Consider the following 17,445-nt stretch of genomic DNA (forward strand, 5'->3'; position numbering starts at 1 on the left):
CGGACGCTAGGAGTTGAAGCGCACACGAGGACAAGCCCCGGAACGACGACTCCTGGGAGATCCTTCATGCCCGGCCGGTCACGCCTGACCGGTCTCGAACCGGGAGATCTGTCCCTCGTCGTCGACGGTGAAGCGCCACTGGGTGCTCATCTCGCCATAGGTGTCGTTGCGGTAGCGGGCGCGCAGCGCCCGGCCGCCGTCGGACTCGTTCTCGACCTCCATGTGGCCGTTGGAGGAGAAGATCTCGTCCTCGATCCACTGGTCGAGTTCCCGGTCCCGGCCGTCGTCGGCCATGGTCGCGCCGGGCGCGAGGAGGTGCAGCAGGCCTTCCCTGTCATGGGAGTTGACGGCGGTGACGAAGGCCCGGACGGCCGGGTCGCTGAGATTGGCTGGTTTGATCGTCATGGCGCCAGGCTCACACCGCTCCCCCGGCCCCGCCACCCGAACGCCCTCCCCGACGCGCCCGTGAGGGTGATGCCTGCGACGGTGGGAGGCGGGGCCCCTCTCCTGTCCGCCCGTCTCCTGGGAGTCGCCGTGACCTGTTTCGACCGACGTGATCTGGGCCTGCTGCTGCTCCGGCTGGGCACCGGCGGGGTGCTGGCCGCGCACGGCGCGCAGAAGCTGTTCGGCTGGTTCGGCGGGCACGGTCTGGAGGGCACCGGCCAGTTCATGGAGTCCGTCGGCTACACGCCGGGCAAGGCGAGCGCGACGGCGGCGGGCCTCGCGGAGACGGGCGGCGGCGCGCTCCTCGCCCTGGGCCTCGCGACCCCGGCGGCGGGCGCGACGGCGGCCGGCGCGATGGCGGGGGCGGCCGCGGTCCACCTGCCCAACGGCTTCTTCGCCCAGGCGGGCGGCTACGAGTACGCCGCGACCCTGGGCCTCGCGGCGGCCGGCCTCTCGGTGGCCGGCCCCGGCCGGCTCTCCCTCGACCACGCCCTCGGCCACGTCTTCGACCGCGGCTGGATGGTCCCGGTGGCCCTCGGCGTCACGGCGGCGGCCACGGCGGTGGTGGTGGGGGCCCGGAACTGCCGGGTGCGGCTGAAGGAGGAGGGCGAGCAGGAGGCGTTGTTCGAGGAGTGATCCGGCTGCCGGCTGGACGGCGGTACGGCGTGGGACGCTGAACGGCATGACCGATCAGCATCCCGCCGCCCCTCTCTGGCCGGCCGTCGACGACCTCTGGTCCCGCCTGGAGTCCACCCGGACCCACACCGGCCAGGAGGGCCTCCTGCTGCGCATCCTCAAGCTGTCGGAGGAGGTCGGCGAGGTCGCGGAGGCGGTGATCGGGGCGACCGGCCAGAACCCCCGCAAGGGCGTCACCCACGACTGGGACGACGTCCAGGCGGAACTGTGCGACGTCGCCATCACGGCCCTCGTCGCCCTGCGCACGCTGACACCGGAGGCGCGGGAGGTGTTCGAGCGGCATGTGGAGAGGGTGCGGGAGCGGGCGACGAAGCCCTCGGAGTGAACGAGACCAAAGACGCACAAGAGCCCTGGCCAGGCATTTTCTCCTGGTCAGGGCTTCGATGGCAGACGAGTCGGGCTGTACGCCGGGTTCTGTTCCCCGGGACCCTCGCGGGTGCCGGGGCGACGGCCATCCATCTAGGGCCAGCGTTGCCGCCGGCCTCGTGCGGTCTACCCGCGGACTCGGGCGGGCAGCCCTCGAACGTCCGCGCAGAGCGCGTTTCACGGCGCTCCTTTTGACCTTGCTCCGGGTGGGGTTTACCTAGCTGCCCAGGTCACCCTGGGCACTGGTGGTCTCTTACACCACCGTTTCACCCTTACCGAGGACCGAGGTCCCCGGCGGTCTGCTTTCTGTGGCACTGTCCCGCGAGTCGCCTCGGGTGGCCGTTAGCCACCACCCTGCCCTGTGGAGCCCGGACGTTCCTCGGGAAGCCCCCTGGGGGAACTCCACGCGGCCGCCCGCCCGGCTCGTCTGCCGTGTCGACCATGGTACCGGGAGCCGGGAGCGGCGGGGACCGGTGGACACCGTCGCCAGGCCCGTCGTCGTACGCAAGGACGTACCGAACCCCCGGCGACGCCGACGCCCTCGGGGTGAGTGCGGTGTCCGGTCGGTCAGCCACGCCGGGAGCCCTCCTCGGTGCGCCGGCCGTAGCCGAAGGCGCGGTCCTACGAGATGCGGGCGAGCGCGAGCCGGCCGCACTGGGCCGCGAAGGCGGGCGGCCAGGAGGCCGGCAGCACGGTGCAGGCGACGATCAGCGCGAGCGGGACGAGGGCGCGGTGCAGCGCGTTGCGGTACGGCACCGCGCGCGGCGGCAGTCGTCCCTCGGCCCTGCGGGCTGCGTCGCCGAGGGCCACCGGGAAGGCCAGCTTCGGCAGGACGAGAAGGACGAGGGCCAGGGTGCCGGCGAGCCGGCCGTGGTTCATGCCCCCAGCACCGCGAAGGCCGACCACGGCTAGCACCATGAGCCGTCGAGGCCCGTCCGCTCCAGGGCCGTGAACGCGGCCTCCAGGCGCGCCCGGTGGCTCCGGGCCACCTCGGCCACCGGGTCGCCGGCCAGCAGGCGGTCCACGGAGGCGAGGAAGACCGTGCGGTAGGCGGCGACGGCCAGGGCCGCGAGGAGGCGGGGGTCCGGCGTACCCGCGTCCGCGAGGGCGGCGGCGAGGGCCCGCTCCACCTCCTCGACACCCTCGCGGGCACGGGAACGCAGGGCCGGGGAGGCGATGACGATGCGGAAGAAGCGCGGGTAGCGCTCCCCCACCCCGCTCAACGGGTGCCGCTCGTCGAGGAGGCGGAGGGCGAGGCGGCGCAGGGCGGCCAGCGGCGGCTCGTCCGGGGCGCGGTCGCGGACGGCTCCGGCGAAGAGTTCGGCGGCCTGCGGGATGCGGTCGAGGAACAGGTCCTCCTTGCGCGGGAAGTAGTTGAAGACGGTCATCGCGGACACGCCCGCCGCCCGCGCCACCTCGGCGACCGTCACCGCGTCGAAGCCGCGCTCGGCGAACAGGCCCGTGGCGATGTCCGAGATCCGCTGCCGCGTCTCGCGCTTCTTGCGCTCCCGCAGGGGGAGTCCGTCATCGCCGCCAGGCGCGCTTTCGCCGTTCACGAGAAAACTATAGTCGCCCAAAATTTTTAGTGACTACAGTAAGAACCCATGACGACGACGGACTACGACGTGGTGGTGGCGGGCGCCGGGCCCGTGGGGCTCTTCCTCGCCTGCGAGCTGCGGCTCGGCGGGGCGCGGGTGCTGGTCGTGGAGCGGCTGGCCGAGGTGGACGAGACGATCAAGGCGGGCGCGATCAACATCCCGAGCGCGGTCGCCCTCTACCGGCGCGGCCTGCTGCCCGAGCTGGCGGCGGTGTGGGAGGCGGCGCTGGAGCGGATACGCGCCTTCAGGGGCGAGGGCGCCGAGGACCGGATGCCGCCCAGGTTCGCCGGGCACTTCGCCGGGATCCCGATGGACAAGACCCTGTTCGACGGCTCCGACCCCGCCTGGGCCGAGGCCGGCCCGGCCGCCGACTCCGGACTCGGCGTGCCGCAGGCCGCGCTGGAGCGGATCCTGGCCCGGCGGGCCGAGCGGCTCGGGGTCGAGGTGCGCCGGGGCGTGGAGCTGACCGGCTTCGACGCGGGCGCGGACGGGGTCGCCGTACACACCGGTCGGGGGACGGTCCGGGCGGGCTGGCTGGTCGGCTGTGACGGCGGGCGCAGCACGGTCCGCCAGACCGCCGGGTTCGACTTCCCGGGCACGGACCCGGAGATCACCGGCTATCAGGCGATCGTGGAGCTGACCGGCGGCGAGCGGCTGCGCGAGGGCTGGAACACGACCGACACCGGGACGTACGTCCACGGGCCGTTCCCCGGGCGGATCCTCACCGTGGAGTTCGACGGGCCCCCGGCCGACCGCACGGCCCCCATCACCGCCGAGGAACTCCAGGCCGCCCTGCGGCGGGTGGCGCAGGTGCCGGAGGTGACCATCACCAAGGTGCTCAGCGCCACCCGGTTCACGGACAACGCCCGCCAGGCCGCCGACTACCGCAAGGGCCGGGTGCTGCTCGCGGGGGACGCGGCGCACGTGCACTCGCCGTTCGGCGGGCAGGGCCTGAACCTCGGCCTCGGGGACGCGATGAACCTGGGCTGGAAGCTGGCCGCTGTCGTACGCGGGCACGCGCCCGAGTCCCTGCTGGACACCTACACCGCCGAACGGCATCCGCTCGGCACCTGGGTGCTCGACTGGACCCGGGCCCAGATCGCGGTGATGCGCCCCGACCGGCATGCCCGCGCGCTGCGCCGGGTGGTGACCGACCTGGCGCTGACCACGACGGGCACGACGTACTTCGTCACGAAGATCTCCGGCGTCTGGCAGCGCTACGACCTGCCCGGCGAGCACCCGCTGACCGGCGCGAGCGCGCCCGACCTGGAGCTGTCCGACGGCAGCCGGCTCGGCGACCATCTGCACACCGGCCGCGCCCTGCTGCTCGACCTCGCCGACGACCCCGGGGTGTGCGCGCGGGCCGAGGGCTACGGCGACCGGCTGGAGGTCCGCACCCTCGCCTGCCCGACCCGGCCCGGCCTCGGGGCACTGTTCGTACGCCCGGACGGGTTCGTGGCCTGGGCCGCCGACAAGGCGGCGGAAGCCGTGGAGACGAAGGACCTGCCGGAGGTGCTGGAACGCTGGCTGGGCGCACGGGCCGACGCCGCTTGACCTTGTCCTGTTGACCCGCACCGTGCGCTGCGGCCCGGCGACGCTGCTCGGCCGGCGCGGGGACGTCACCGTCGTACGGCTGCACGCGGACGATCCCGGCGGCCTGGTCCGGCCGCTCACACGGCCGTGAAGAGGATCTTCGAGGTGCCCGGTTCGGCCTGGGCGAGCCGCACCCGCAGCCGTTCGCCGAGCGGGAGGTGGTCGCCCTCGATGCGGCCGATGACGGCCGGGGAGATCAACTGCACGGTGCCGACGGTCGGCCGGCGCTCCTCCACGTCCACCACGCAGGCCTCGAAGACCTCGCCGATCCGGTCCTTGAGCAGGGCCGCCTCCACCAGGTCGACGCACTCCCGCTCGACCGTCCCGGCGATCCGGGCGCCGTCGGCCATCCGCCGGGGCAGCGTGTCGAGCGCGGCGAGCACCCAGTCGGGCGGGGCCTGGTCCGCGACGGCGGCGAGGCAGATCTCGGCGGCGTACCGGTCGGCGAGGCGGCGCAGCGGGGCCGTGCAGTGGGTGTACGGGGCGGCGACGGCGGCGTGCGTGGTGATCGCGGGCAGGTCGCCGCCGGTGAAGACGGTGTACCCGGCGCCGCGCAGCAGGGTCGTGCACTCCTGGAGGAAGGCCGCGTCACGCGGGTCGCCCGGGTCGAGGGAGCGGATCAGGGCCGCGTACGACACATGGTGCGGCCAGTCGATGTGCAGCGCGGTCGCGGTGCGGCGCAGCCGGGCGACGGCACCGTCCGGGGCGGCGGGCAGGGTGCGCAGTACGCCGGTGCCGTGGGCGAGCATCAGCTCGGCGGCGGCCATGCCGGTGAGCAGGGAGAGCTGGGCGTTCCAGCCGTCGGCGGGCAGCGGGGCGCGGTAGCCGAGGACGTAGGTGTGGTCCCGCGCGGTGATCTCCTGCTCGGGCACGTTGAGGGAGATGCCGCCGCGCTCCGCCTCCAGCCGTTCCCGCGCCTCGCCGATCTCCCTGAGCAGTGCGACGGGTTCCTCGGCGGTCCCGGCGTCGATCTGCCGCTGCACGCCCGCGTAGTCGAGCTTGGCGCGGCTGCGGACCAGGGCGCGGCGCACGTCGACGGCGGTGGTCCGCCCGTCCGCGTCCAGGTCGATGGTCCACAGCACGGCCGGGCGGACCTGGTGCGGCAGCAGGCTCGCGGCGCCCTCGCTCAGCACGACGGGGTGCAGCGGCACCTTCTCGTCGGGGAAGTACAGGGTGTTGACGCGCCGGTGCGCCTCCGCGTCCACCGCGCCGCCGGGTGCGACGAAGGCGGGGACGTCGGCGATGGCGTACCGGACCCGGTAGCCGCCGGCCCGCCGGGACAGGTGGGTGGCCTGGTCGAGGTCGGTGGAGGCGGGCGGGTCGAGGGTGAAGAAGGGGATGTCGGTGGCGTCGTACGACGGTACGGCGGGCGCCTTCGCCGCGCGCTCCGCCTCCTCCCGGACCGGGGGCGGGAAGTCCTCCGGAATGCCGAGTTCGGTACGCAGCGCGGCGAGCGCGGCCCGCAGCGGAGCCTCGGGGGCACCGGTCACACGGATCTTGCGGCGGGGCATACAGCGAGCGTAGGTCGCGGGCAGGGGCCCGGCACGCCGTACGCTGTCGCGGAGGTCTAGGTAAGGAGTACGTGGTGCTGGTCCTGCTGCCGCCGTCCGAGGGCAAGGCGAACTCGGGCGCGGGTGCCCCGCTGAAGCTTTCCTCGCTGTCCCTGCCGGGGCTCAGCGCCGCGCGGGAGGCGGTGCTGGGCGAGTTGGTCGAGCTGTGTGCCGCAGACCCCGACCAGAACGAGAAGGCGCGCGAGGTGCTGGGCCTGAGCGAGGGGCTGCGCGGCGAGGTCGCGAAGAACGCCGGCCTGACGACGGCGGGCGCCCGCCCGGCCGGGGAGATCTACACCGGTGTCCTCTACGACGCCCTCGGCCTGGCCACGCTGGACACGGCGGCGAAGCAGCGGGCGGCGCGCTCGCTGCTGGTCTTCTCCGGGCTGTGGGGCGCGGTGCGCGTGACCGACCGCATCCCCTCCTACCGCTGCTCGATGGGCGTGAAGCTGCCGGGGCTCGGCGCGCTGGCCGCGCACTGGCGGGCGCCGATGGCGGACGTGCTGCCGGAGGCGGCCGGGCACGGCCTGGTGCTGGACCTGCGCTCAGCGGCGTACGCGGCGGCCTGGAAGCCGAAGGGCGAGGTCGCCGGGCGGACGGCGACGGTACGGGTGCTGCACGCGCCGACCCGGAAGGTGGTCAGCCACTTCAACAAGGCGACCAAGGGCCGGATCGTGCGCAGCCTGTTGTCGGAGGGCGCCGCGCCGAAGGACCCGGCCGAGCTGGTGGAGGCGCTGCGGGACCTCGGGTACGAGGTGGAGGCGCAGGCCCCGGAGAAGGCGGGCCGGGCGTGGGCGCTCGACGTACTGGTGGAGGAGATCCACTAGCCGCACCGACTCTTATTGCAACATGCGCAACGCTCATTGCGTGTGATGCAGCGGCTGGGCACGATGAGGGCATGACCTCACCGCTGCCCGCACCCTCGCCTGCCTCCGTCCACGATCTCGTCGCGCCGGCTCCCGTCGTTCCCGTGGTCGTCGTCTCCGACGTCGCCGACGCCGTGCCGCTCGCGCGGGCGCTGGTGGCGGGCGGGCTGCCCGCGATCGAGGTGACCCTGCGGACACCGGCGGCGCCGGCCGCGATCCGCGCGATAGCCGCCGAGGTGCCCTCGGCGGTGGTCGGCGCGGGCACGGTGATCACACCCGAGCAGGTCAGCGCGTGCACGGCGGCGGGGGCGCGGTTCCTGGTCAGCCCCGGCTGGACGGACGAACTGCTGGCGGCGATGCGCGGTTCGGGGCTGCCGTTCCTGCCCGGGGTGTCGACCACCTCGGAGGTCGTCGCGCTGCTGGAGCGCGGGGTGCGGGACATGAAGTTCTTCCCGGCACAGGCGGCGGGCGGCACGGCGTATCTCAGGTCGCTGGCCGGGCCGTTGCCGCAGGCCCGGTTCTGCCCGACCGGCGGGATCGGTCCGGCGAACGCGCCGGAGTATCTCGCCCTGCCCAACGTCGGCTGTGTGGGCGGGAGTTGGATGGTCCCGGCGGACGCGGTGGCCGCCGGGGACTGGGCGCGGATCGAGGAGCTGGCGCGGGCGGCGGCCGGGCTCAGGGACGCAGGTGGGACGTGTCGTTGAAGAGCCGGACGCTGGCGTTGCCGTCGGCGTAGTACGCCACCGCCGACAGGGAGGCCGCCGACAGCTCCATGCGGAACAGGGACTCGGGCGGGGCGCCGAGGGCGAGCCGGATGAACGTCTTGATCGGGGTCACATGGCTGACCAGCAGAACCGTGCGGCCCGCGTAGGCCGCGACCAGCTTCTCCTGGGCGGCGGCGATCCGGGTGGCCGTCTCGGCGAAGCTCTCGCCGCCGCCGGTGGGATGGGCCCCGGGGTCGGCGAGCCAGGCGTTCAGGTCGTCCGGGTGACGCTCGCGGACCTCGCCGAAGGTGAGGCCCTCCCAGGCGCCGAAGTCCGTCTCGCGCAGGCCGTCCTCGATCACCACGTCCAGGCCGAGGCGCTCGGCGACGATGCCGGCGGTCTCGCGGGTGCGGGCGAGGGGCGAGGCGACGACGGCCTGGACGGTCCCACGGCGGGCGAGGGCTTCGGCGGCACGGCGGGCCTGCTCGCGACCGGCCTCGGAGAGGGACGGGTTCGTGCCGCCGCTGCCCGAGAAGCGCTTCTGGGGGGTCAGCGGGGTCTCACCGTGGCGGAGCAGCACGAAGGTGGCGGGGGCGCCGAGGTCGGGGGCGGAGCTCCAGCCGGGGGCACTGGAGAGTTGCTGCTTGTCGGTGGCTCCCCCGCTGGTACTGACAGGCTGAGGCTCGCTGGGGGCTGCCGGGCGCTGCTCGCTTGAAGGTGCGCCTTTCTCCGGGACGGGAGCCGCCCCAGCGGCACGACTGCCCGCAGCTGCGCCGGATGCACCGCTGCCCGCCACACGGCCGCCCGCCCGCGCCCTCGCCGCGCCCTCGGTCGCGTCCCCGGGCGGACCCGACGGCTCCGGGACGGCCGACGGGGTGTCCAGCTCCGCCCGGGACATGGCTGGTGACCAAGTCTCGCCCTTCGTCCCCGCGTCCATCGCCTCGTTCGCCAGCCGGTCGGCGTGTTTGTTCCGTTCGCGGGGGATCCACTCGTACGTGACCCGGTCGGGCGGGAAGACCGAGCGGGCCTGGGTCGCCAGGGGCTTCATGTCGGGGTGTTTGATCTTCCAGCGGCCCGACATCTGCTCGACGACGAGCTTGGAGTCCATGCGGACATGGACCGTGGCCGTCGGGTCGAGGGCATGGGCGGCGCGCAGGCCGGCCAGCAGGCCCCAGTACTCGGCCACGTTGTTGGTGACGACGCCGAGGAACTCGGCCTCCTCCGCCAGCGTCTCCCCCGTCGCCGCGTCGCTGACCACGGCGCCGTAGCCGGCGGGTCCCGGGTTGCCCCGTGACCCGCCGTCGGCCTCGACGATGAACTCCCGCACCCGACAAGCCCCTTGTCTACAAAGGTCTGAGGTCTACAGACCCGACTCGGCCGTGCGCACCAGGATGCGGCGGCAGTTCTCGCAGCGCACCACGGTGTCCGGCGCGGCCGCGCGGACCTCGTTCAGCTCGGTGATCGCCAACTCCTGGCGGCAGCCCTGGCAGGTGCGGGCGTACAGCTTGGCCGCGCCGATGCCGCCCTGCTGCTCGCGCAGCTTGTCGTAGAGCTTGAGGAGGTCGGCCGGGACGGACGCGGCCACGACCTCGCGCTCCTTCGTGACCGTCGCGGCCTCGCCGTCGATCTCCTCGAAGGCCGCGTCCCGGCGCCCGGTCGCGTCGTCGATCTTCGACTGGACCGACCCGACCCGCTCGGTCAGCTCGGCCACCCGCTCCTGCGCGGACTCGCGGCGCTCCATGACCTCCAGGACCACGTCCTCCAGGTCGCCCTGGCGCTTGGCGAGGGAGACGATCTCCTTCTGCAGGTTCTCCAGGTCCTTCGGCGAGGTGACCGCGCCGGAGTCCAGGCGCTGCTGGTCGCGGGTGGCGCGCTGGCGCACCTGGTCCACGTCCTGCTCGGCCTTGGTCTGCTCGCGGGCGGTGTCGCTCTCCTCGGTCTGCGCGGCGACCAGCAGGTCGCGCAGCTGCGTGAGGTCCTTGTTCAGCGAGTCGATCTCGGCGTGCTCGGGCAGCGACCTCCGCTTGTGCGCGAGCTGCTGGAGACGGACGTCGAGGGCCTGGACGTCGAGGAGACGGATCTGGTCGGCGGGCGCGGCGTTCAGTTGGGGGCTCCTGTTAGCTGTTCGAGGTGGTGGACGCCGCGTGGGCGGTCCAGGGGTCGGTGACCGTCGTGGAGACGTGGACGCGCAGGTCCCAGCCGTGGCGGTCGGAGATCTCGTCGAGCTGGCTCGCGGCCAGCTCGCACCAGGGCCACTCGGTGGCCCAGTGCGCCGCGTCGAGCAGCGCGAGGGGACTCTGGGCAACGGCCTCGCTCGCCGGGTGGTGGCGCAGGTCGGCGGTGAGGAAGGCGTCGACGCCGGCCGCGCGGACCTGGTCGAAGAGGCTGTCCCCGGAGCCGCCGCTGACGGCGACCGTGCGGACGACGGCCTCGGGGTCACCGGCCACCCGGATGCCCTGCGCGGTGGCGGGCAGCCGCTCGGCGGCGCGGGCGGCCAGCTCGCGGACCGTGAGGGGGTGGTCGAGTTCGCAGATCCGGCCGAGGCCCCGGCGGCCCGCCGGGTCGGCCGGGTCCGGGACCAGGGGGCGTACGACCCGCAGGTCCAGGGCGCCGGCGAGGGCGTCGGAGACGCCCGGGTCCGCCGTGTCGGCGTTGGTGTGGGCGACGTGCAGGGCGATGTCGTTCTTGATCAGCGTGTGCACGACGCGGCCCTTGAAGTGGGTCGCCGCCACCGTCGTCGTACCGCGCAGGTAGAGCGGGTGGTGGGTGACGAGCAGGTCGGCGCCGAGCTTCACCGCCTCGTCGACGACGTCCCGCACCGGGTCGACGGCGAACAGGACGCGGGTGACCTCCTGGCCGGGGTCGCCCACGACCGTGCCGACCGCGTCCCAGGACTCGGCCCGCTCGGCGGGCCACAGGTTGTCCAGCGCGGCGATGACTTCAGACAGACGGGGCACGGGAAAAGGCTACCTGGCCGTTCGGCGCGGCCGTACCGCATGCGCACGGTCTCGTCCCGGTCAGCACAAACGCCCCGGCTTCCTCAGCTGAATCGCTTCTGCGCCACCCGTATGTGTGAAGTGGCCACCGGTCGTCCCACGCCTGTGCGTACGAAAACTAGCTTCGTCGCCGGAGGTGACCGAACGATGACGGCCTGTGCCATCGAACCCCCGTCCACCGGCGCGGAAGCCGAGGGGAGCGGCTGCGTTCTCACGGCGGACGGGACGTACGCCGCCCGGCTCGCGCCGGCCGGGGACTGCTGGTTCCCGGAGCGCTGGACGCTGGACGGCCCGGAGCCGTACGCGGTGCCGTTGCCCGGCGACCAGCCGGAGGAGCCCGGTACCGAGGTGCAGCCGCTCGCCGACGGCCGGGTGCTGATCCACCGGCTGGTCGAGCGGCGGCACGCCTTCTCGCTGCTCTATCCGACCGGCCCCGGCACCGGTGAACTGCCGCTGGGTGCGGTGGAGTGCGCCGGGCCCGGTACCCGGCTCACGCTGCTGCCGCCCGCGCCCGGGGGCACGCGCGCGTACGCCCTCGCCGTCGGTCCGCACTCCAGCACGGTCTGGCTGGTGGCGGGCGGGGCCTTCGGTCCGGAGCGGCTCGCCGAGGTGCCGGGGCGCTGTTCGGGCGGGGTGTGGCTGGACCGCGCCGGTCGGATGCTGGCCCTGGACCGGCGGCCGGCCGGCGGCCCGGTGAAGACGGTCGTGGTGGACCTGGCGCGCGCCGAGGTCTCGCCCCTGCTCCAGATCGCGGCCGACAGCGACGACCGGCTGCTGCTCGCCGACCCCGACAGCGGACTGCTGCTGCTGTCCTCCGACGCGCCCTCGCCCGGGCAGGAACGGTTGGGCTGGGGCGTGCTCGGCAGCACGCTGCCGGTGCGCTTCCCGGAGTCCCTGCGGCTGCCCGAGTGCGCGGTGACGCCGTTCGCGATCCAGCCGGGGCAGGTCCTGACGCCGGAGAACTGCGCGGTGGCGCTGCGCATCGACGGCCCGCTCGGCAGCTGGGTGGGCGCCTGGCGGCCGGCCGGGCGGCGGGTGAACCACCTCCCGGCGCCCGAGGGCTGGCTGACCGGCACCGGGCTGTGGACGCCGGGCGGGGTGCTGCGGCTGCCGTACGCCACGCGGGAGACTCCCTGCGGCGTGGCGGAGCCGACGGTGCCCTGGGGGGAGGCGGCCGCGGGAAGCGGTACGACCGCGGCCGCCGGGGAGACGGGGGGCTCGGGGGAGGCGGGTCCGGAGGGTCCGGTCCGGGACGGCACGGCCGACGGGGTGCCCGAGGCGCCACGGCGGTCGGCGGAACCAGATCCTCCGGAACCTGCGGAGCCGGTGGCTCCGGAGCCGGTGGCGGCGCGTCCGGTGCCGTTGCAGCAGGCGCCGCTCGGACGTCTTGTAACGAACTAGTGCCGGTTGGCGTGTGCGCCTGGATTCGGCCGGTGGGGTGCCGGTTAGACTCGCCGGGCTGTACGAAAGATCATGTTGACGGGGTGAATTCTTCCGATGAGCGACACCAGCATCACCGAGCAGCTGTCTGCCGACTCTCAGGACGCGGACGGTCACGGCCGGCACCGGGGCCCGGTAGCGGCCCAGGACAATGAGGCGGCTCCGCACGGCAAGCACCGCAAGCCGACCGTGGAGACCGCCGAGGCAGCTGCCTGACGGTACGTGGCACAAGGGGCGCCCGCCCGGCGGGCGCCCCTTTTCCATGGCCTCTTGCCCTACCCCCGTTTCAGCCCCAGCACCTCCGCCGCCGCGAACGTCTCCCCCGGCGGCCGGTCCGCGTAGTGCGGGGTGAGCAGCGCGTCGAGTTCGTCGTACGTGAACGTCTCCTGCTTGCTGTCGAACGTGGCCCGCACCCGCGGCCGTTCGACGATCGCGACCATGCCGCCGTGGACGACGAGCAACTGGCCGTTGATCCCTGCGGCGGCAGGTGCGGCCAGATAGCCGACGAGCGGGGCGACGTGCTCGGGGGCCAGCGGGTCCAGGCCCTCCTCCGGTCGCTGGAAGCCCGCGAAGACGTCCTCGGTCATCCGGGTCCGGGCGCGCGGGCAGATCGCGTTGGCCGTGACGCCGTACTTGGCGAGGGCCAGAGCGGTCGAGGTGGTCAGGCCGACGATGCCGCCCTTCGCGGCCGCGTAGTTGGGCTGGCCCGCGGAGCCGGCGAGGAACGCCTCCGAGGAGGTGTTCACGATCCGGCCGTAGACCCTCTCCCCCCCGGCCGTCTTGGACCGCTCCCGCCAGTGCGCGGCGGCGAAGTGCGTGGTGTTGAAGTGGCCCTTGAGGTGGACCCGGATCACCGAGTCCCACTCGTCCTCGGTCATGGAGAAGACCATGCGGTCGCGCAGGATGCCCGCGTTGTTGACGAGGATGTCGAGCTTGCCGTACGCGCCGATCGCCGACTCGACCAGTTCCGCGGCCTGCCGGAAGTCGGCGACGTCCCCGGTGTGGGCGAGCGCCGTGCCGCCGGCCGCGCGGATCTCCCGCGCCACCTCTTCGGCGGGCCCGGCCGACGCCTGCCCCGAACCGTCCCGGCCGGGCTGCCCGTAGTCGTTGACCACGACGGCCGCGCCGAGCCGGGCGAGTTCGAGGGCCTCGGCCCGGCCGAGGCCGCGCCCGGCGCCGGTGACGATCGCGGACATCCCCTCCAGTGGCTGTGTCATGGCGGGTGCCCTCAGATCTCGATGCACGTACGCAGGGCGGCCCCGGTACGCATCTGGTCCAGTGCCTCGTTGATCTCGGCCAGTGGCACCCGGTGGGTGATCAGGCCCGCCAGGTCGATCCGGCCGGCCCGCCACAGGGCGATCGCGCGCTCGTAGGAGCGCAGCACGTCCCCTCCGCCGTACATGGACGGCAGGATGCGCTTCTCGTCGAAGAACAGCTCGAACATGTTGAGCTGGAGGAAGTCGTCCATGGCGCCCGCCCCGACCACGACGAGGGTGCCGCCGCGCCGGGTGTTCTCGTAGGCGGTGCGGGCGGTGGCGGAGCGGCCGACGACCTCGAAGACGTAGTCGAAGCCCTCGCCGCCGGTGACCTGCTGCTTGGCGTCGGCCAGTCCGTCGGGCGGGACGGCCTTCGTGGCGCCGAACCCGAGGGCGGCCTCGCGGCGGGAGGCGACCGGGTCCACGGCGACGATCTCGGCCGCGCCCTTCAGCCGCGCGCCCTGCACCGCCGAGATGCCGACGCCTCCGCAGCCGATGACGGCGACCGACGAACCGGCCCGCACGTCGGCGGTGTTGAGGGCGGCGCCGAGTCCGGTGGTGACCCCGCAGCCGATCAGGGCGGCGATGTCGAAGGGCACGTCCTCGGGGAGGGGCACGGCGCAGCCCGCGTCGACCACGACCTCCTCGGCGAAGGTGCCGGTGCCCGCGAAGCCGAAGACGTCGGAGGAAGTGCCGCCGGTGCGCCGGAAGTTGGGGGTGCCGGCGTTCATGAACCCGGCCAGGCACAGCTGGGTCTGCCCGCGTTTGCAGGCGGCGCAGGCGCCGCAGGCGGGCAGCCAGCAGAGCACGACCCGGTCGCCGGGTTTCACGTTCCGTACGTTCTCGCCGACTTCGAGGATCTCGCCCGCGCCCTCGTGGCCGGGCACGAACGGCGCGGGCTGCGGCAGCACCCCGCTCATCGCGGACAGGTCCGAGTGGCACAGCCCGGTGGCGCGCACCCGGACCCTGACCTTGCCGGGCCCGAAGCCCACGGCCTCGACGTCGTCGACGACGTCGAGCTTTTCCTGGCCGATCTCGTGCAGTACGGCTGCGCGCATGTGCGGCTCTCCCCTCAACTACGGCCTGTGTCAGGAGTGTTGGACGATGGTGTCGGCGAGGACGGGCGCGTCGTCGCGCTCGACGGCGCTCACGGCCACCCGGACGGCGCTTCCCTCCCCCTGCCACATGCGGATGCGCAGGGTCTCGCCCGGGTACACGACTCCGGCGAACCGGGTGCTGTACGACCGCACCCGGCCCACGTCCCCGCCGAGCAGCGTGTCGACGACCGCCTTGAGCGTGATGCCGTAGGTGCACAGTCCGTGCAGGATGGGCCGGTCGAAGCCGGCGCGCTTGGCGAAGTCGGGGTCGGCGTGCAGCGGGTTCCAGTCGCCGCTGAGTCGGTAGAGCAGCGCCTGGTCCTCGCGGACGGCCCGTTCGACGGTGCGGTCGGGCTCTCCCAAGGGCGGGGCGAGGCGAGTGCTCGGGCCGCGGTCGCCGCCCCATCCGCCTTCTCCCCGTACGAAGATCTGGGCGTCGTTGGTCCACAGCGGACCGTCGGCGTCGGCGACCTCGGTGCGCAGGACGAGGACGGCCGCCTTGCCCTTGTCGTAGACCGCGGCGATGCGGGAGGTGGCGGTGGCGGCGCCCCGGACGGGGAGCGGGCGGTGGATGTCCAGGCGCTGCCCGCCGTGCAGCACCCTGGCGAGGTCGACCTCCACGCCCGGCATGGACAGACCGCTGATCACGCCGGGCGAGCCGGCGCCCGCGACGGTGGCGAAGCTGGGCAGGACGTGCAGCCGGGACTCCAGGGTGTAGCGCAGCTCGTCGGGATCGGTGGCGGGGAGGCCGGCGCCGATGCCGAGGTGGTAGAGCTGGACGTCCTTGTGGTCCCAGGTGATCTCGCCGGTCCGGGGTTCGGCGGCGAGGGCCACCGCTTCGTCGATAGGCATTCGGCTCCTGACGTGGGCTGCGCGGTGAAAGACCCCGGCACGGCCGTCCGCACCGTCGGCCGCACCGAGGTCGCTACGGGCCGATCTAGAACGCGTTCCAGTCCGGCGCCCCTTGTATAGCCGAGCACTCCGCACTTGTGAAGGCTCCTGACGATGTGTCAGATGTCGTCGGCAGTGACATTTGTACTGCCCGAGTCCGTACATGCGCATCTGTCGCGCCCCACGGCCGGGCCCGTAGCGTCGTGGCCATGACGCAACGGGGACGACGGGAACAACGGGGCCGGCCGGGACCGCGAGGAGGCGCCGTCTCCTTCACGGGGGCGGTCAAGACGTACGGCGAGATCCGCGCCGTGGACGGCGTCGACCTGGACATCGCGCCCGGCGAGACCGTGGCCCTGCTGGGCCGCAACGGCGCCGGCAAGTCGACCACGATCGGACTGCTGCTCGGGCTGTACGAGCCCGACGCGGGCACTGTGGAGCTGTTCGGGGCGCCGCCCGAGCGGTCGGTGCGCGCGGGCCGGGTGGGCGCGATGCTCCAGGAGGCGCGGCCGGTGCCCCGGGTCACGGTCGGCGAGCTGGTCGCGTTCGTCGCCTCCCTCCCCCACGCTCGGCTCCGCTCGCGCGGGGGGACCCCCACCCCGGCGCCGATGCCGGTGGCCCGGGCGCTGGAGCTGGCCGGCATCGCCGACCTGGCCGGGCGGCGGGTGGACCGGCTGTCCGGCGGGCAGGTGCAGCGGGTGCGGTTCGCGGTCGCGCTGGCCGGGGACCCGGCGCTGCTGGTGCTGGACGAGCCGACGGCGGCGCTCGACGTGGAGGCCCGGCGCGCCTTCTGGGCTCCATGCGCGATTACGCCCGGCTCGGCCACACCGTGCTGTTCTCCACGCACTACCTGGAGGAGGCCGACGACCACGCGGACCGGATCCTGATCATCGACCGGGGCCGGATCGTCGCCGACGGCACCGGCGAGGAACTGCGCCGCGCGGCGGGCGGCAACCTGGTCTCGCTCGACCTGGCGGGCCGCGACCCGGAGGGACTGGCCCTGCTGCCCGGGGTCCGCTCGGTGGAGGTACGGGGCGAGCGGGCGCGGCTGCGCACGGACGACTCGGACGCCACGGTGATCGCACTGGCGGAACTGGGGGCGATACGGGGGCTGGAGGTGGCGCCGGCGTCCCTGGACGACGCCTTCCTGACGCTGACCGGCCCCCGGACCGTCCCCGACTCCCACGACCTGGAGCCCCGCTGATGCTCGCCTACGTCCGTCTGGAAACCCGCCGCACGCTCCGCGACCCCGGCTTCGTCATCGGCGGCATCGCCATGCCGGTGCTGATGTACCTGCTGTTCACGAACATCGGCCAGTACGACGGGGGTTGGAAGGCGGCGTCGATGGTCGGCATGGCCGCCTACGGCGCCGTCGGTTCGGCCCTCAACACCGGAAGCGCCGTCGCCGAGGACCGCGCCGTCGGCTGGCTGCGGCAGCTGCGCGTGACCCCGATGACCCCGCGCGAGGTGGTGACCGGGCGGACCCTGACCGGCACGGTGACGGTGCTGCCCGCGATCCTCGCCGTGCTGGCGGCGGGCGGGCTGGTCAACGGGGTGCGGCTGGCCCCGTGGCAGTGGGCGGCGACCGCGCTGCTGCTGTGGCTCGGCTCGCTGCCGTTCACCCTGCTCGGCCTCGGCAACGGCTACCGGCTGACCGGGCCCGCCACGGGGGTGACGAACATGCTGTGCGGCCTGGGGCTCTCGGTGCTCGGCGGGCTGTGGTTCCCCGTCAGTCTCTTTCCCGGCTGGCTGCGTGCCGTGTCGGCGTACACCCCCACCCACCGGTTCGCCCAGCTGGGCGCCGCCGTCACGGAGGGGCGCGCGCCGGGAACCGGTGCCATCATCGTGCTGACGGCGTGGCTGGGACTTTTCGGTTCGTACGCTGTGCTGTCGTACCGCCGCGGGGCGGGCACGGTCTGACGGGGGGAACCGATATGTCGTGGAAGTC

At 73.8% G+C, this 17,445-nt stretch carries 18 protein-coding genes, 1 other RNA gene and 1 pseudogene; 9 read left to right on the top strand and 11 right to left on the bottom strand.

Going from position 1 to position 17,445, the window contains the following annotated elements; genetic code table 11:
• Positions 1-78: 78 nt before the first annotated feature.
• Positions 79-405, bottom strand: coding sequence for a hypothetical protein (locus BIV23_RS21650; RefSeq protein WP_071382570.1), 327 nt, complete (start codon positions 403-405; stop codon positions 79-81).
• 129 nt (positions 406-534) lie between these two features.
• Between BIV23_RS21650 and BIV23_RS21655 the strand changes: the two genes are divergently transcribed.
• Positions 535-1,080, top strand: a complete 546-nt coding sequence (locus tag BIV23_RS21655; RefSeq protein ID WP_071382571.1) for a DoxX family membrane protein — start codon at positions 535-537, stop codon at positions 1,078-1,080.
• Positions 1,081-1,126: 46 nt separating this feature from the next.
• On the top strand, positions 1,127-1,465 hold the full coding sequence (locus tag BIV23_RS21660) for a MazG-like family protein (RefSeq protein WP_071382572.1): 339 nt from the start codon (positions 1,127-1,129) through the stop codon (positions 1,463-1,465).
• 62 nt (positions 1,466-1,527) lie between these two features.
• On the opposite strand, the gene rnpB is transcribed toward BIV23_RS21660, so the two are convergent.
• The 3 genes from rnpB to BIV23_RS21675 all read right to left on the bottom strand — a co-directional run bounded on the left by rnpB (position 1,528) and on the right by BIV23_RS21675 (position 3,062).
• An RNA gene (rnpB, locus tag BIV23_RS21665) (RNase P RNA component class A) lies at positions 1,528-1,932 on the bottom strand.
• Between the two features lie 195 nt (positions 1,933-2,127).
• Positions 2,128-2,385: a hypothetical protein gene (locus BIV23_RS21670; RefSeq protein WP_071382573.1), complete on the bottom strand. Its 258-nt coding sequence runs from the start codon at positions 2,383-2,385 to the stop codon at positions 2,128-2,130.
• A 29-nt stretch (positions 2,386-2,414) separates the two neighbouring features.
• Positions 2,415-3,062 (bottom strand): TetR/AcrR family transcriptional regulator, encoded by a 648-nt coding sequence (locus BIV23_RS21675; RefSeq protein WP_071382574.1) that lies wholly within the window; start codon positions 3,060-3,062, stop codon positions 2,415-2,417.
• A 48-nt stretch (positions 3,063-3,110) separates the two neighbouring features.
• On the opposite strand from BIV23_RS21675, the gene BIV23_RS21680 reads away from it, so the two are divergent.
• Positions 3,111-4,658, top strand: a complete 1,548-nt coding sequence (locus tag BIV23_RS21680) for an FAD-dependent oxidoreductase (RefSeq protein ID WP_071382575.1) — start codon at positions 3,111-3,113, stop codon at positions 4,656-4,658.
• Between the two features lie 116 nt (positions 4,659-4,774).
• On the opposite strand, the gene BIV23_RS21685 is transcribed toward BIV23_RS21680, so the two are convergent.
• The gene (locus BIV23_RS21685) at positions 4,775-6,208 is read right to left on the bottom strand and encodes an RNB domain-containing ribonuclease (RefSeq protein ID WP_071382576.1); all 1,434 of its coding nucleotides are present in this window, start codon (positions 6,206-6,208) and stop codon (positions 4,775-4,777) included.
• Positions 6,209-6,282: 74 nt separating this feature from the next.
• On the opposite strand from BIV23_RS21685, the gene yaaA reads away from it, so the two are divergent.
• Positions 6,283-7,074, top strand: coding sequence for a peroxide stress protein YaaA (yaaA, locus tag BIV23_RS21690; RefSeq protein ID WP_071382577.1), 792 nt, complete (start codon positions 6,283-6,285; stop codon positions 7,072-7,074).
• Between the two features lie 71 nt (positions 7,075-7,145).
• Positions 7,146-7,817 carry a bifunctional 4-hydroxy-2-oxoglutarate aldolase/2-dehydro-3-deoxy-phosphogluconate aldolase gene (gene eda / locus BIV23_RS21695; RefSeq protein WP_071382578.1) on the top strand — a complete coding sequence of 224 codons (672 nt, stop codon included), beginning with the start codon at positions 7,146-7,148 and terminating at the stop codon, positions 7,815-7,817.
• Here the strand turns inward: eda and BIV23_RS21700 are convergent.
• The 3 genes from BIV23_RS21700 to BIV23_RS21710 are packed head-to-tail and all read right to left on the bottom strand — an operon-like array spanning position 7,789 to position 10,774.
• Entirely contained in the window at positions 7,789-9,144 is a 1,356-nt protein-coding gene (locus tag BIV23_RS21700; RefSeq protein ID WP_071382579.1) for a bifunctional RNase H/acid phosphatase, read from the bottom strand. The two genes, eda and BIV23_RS21700, sit on opposite strands and share 29 nt — an antisense overlap.
• Before the next feature lie 33 nt (positions 9,145-9,177).
• Positions 9,178-9,921, bottom strand: a complete 744-nt coding sequence (locus tag BIV23_RS21705) for a CT398-like coiled coil hairpin domain-containing protein (protein WP_079173291.1) — start codon at positions 9,919-9,921, stop codon at positions 9,178-9,180.
• A 13-nt stretch (positions 9,922-9,934) separates the two neighbouring features.
• Entirely contained in the window at positions 9,935-10,774 is an 840-nt protein-coding gene (locus BIV23_RS21710) for a Nif3-like dinuclear metal center hexameric protein (protein WP_071382580.1), read from the bottom strand.
• Positions 10,775-10,960: 186 nt separating this feature from the next.
• Between BIV23_RS21710 and BIV23_RS21715 the strand changes: the two genes are divergently transcribed.
• A complete protein-coding gene (locus tag BIV23_RS21715) occupies positions 10,961-12,214 on the top strand; it encodes a hypothetical protein (RefSeq protein WP_071382581.1) in 1,254 nt (417 codons plus the stop codon).
• 96 nt (positions 12,215-12,310) lie between these two features.
• Positions 12,311-12,469, top strand: a complete 159-nt coding sequence (locus BIV23_RS50435) for a hypothetical protein (protein ID WP_177239987.1) — start codon at positions 12,311-12,313, stop codon at positions 12,467-12,469.
• Between the two features lie 59 nt (positions 12,470-12,528).
• Here BIV23_RS50435 and BIV23_RS21720 read toward each other — a convergent pair whose 3' ends face one another.
• Genes BIV23_RS21720 through BIV23_RS21730 form a run of 3 tightly spaced genes read right to left on the bottom strand, consistent with a single transcriptional unit; the run spans position 12,529 to position 15,458 of the window.
• Positions 12,529-13,470 carry a 3-oxoacyl-ACP reductase gene (locus tag BIV23_RS21720; RefSeq protein ID WP_071382582.1) on the bottom strand — a complete coding sequence of 314 codons (942 nt, stop codon included), beginning with the start codon at positions 13,468-13,470 and terminating at the stop codon, positions 12,529-12,531.
• Between the two features lie 11 nt (positions 13,471-13,481).
• Positions 13,482-14,567, bottom strand: a complete 1,086-nt coding sequence (locus BIV23_RS21725) for a Zn-dependent alcohol dehydrogenase (protein WP_071382583.1) — start codon at positions 14,565-14,567, stop codon at positions 13,482-13,484.
• A gap of 30 nt (positions 14,568-14,597) precedes the next feature.
• Positions 14,598-15,458: a MaoC/PaaZ C-terminal domain-containing protein gene (locus BIV23_RS21730; protein ID WP_071382584.1), complete on the bottom strand. Its 861-nt coding sequence runs from the start codon at positions 15,456-15,458 to the stop codon at positions 14,598-14,600.
• A 248-nt stretch (positions 15,459-15,706) separates the two neighbouring features.
• Between BIV23_RS21730 and BIV23_RS21735 the strand changes: the two are divergent.
• A pseudogene (locus BIV23_RS21735) lies at positions 15,707-16,701 on the top strand (ABC transporter ATP-binding protein).
• Positions 16,701-17,417 carry an ABC transporter permease gene (locus tag BIV23_RS21740; protein ID WP_071382585.1) on the top strand — a complete coding sequence of 239 codons (717 nt, stop codon included), beginning with the start codon at positions 16,701-16,703 and terminating at the stop codon, positions 17,415-17,417. The pseudogene BIV23_RS21735 and the gene BIV23_RS21740 overlap by 1 nt, the downstream one beginning before the upstream one ends.
• Positions 17,418-17,445: the final 28 nt, after the last annotated feature.

It is taken from the genome of Streptomyces monashensis (genome assembly GCF_001866665.1).
Taxonomy (GTDB): Bacteria; Actinomycetota; Actinomycetes; order Streptomycetales; family Streptomycetaceae; genus Streptomyces; species Streptomyces monashensis.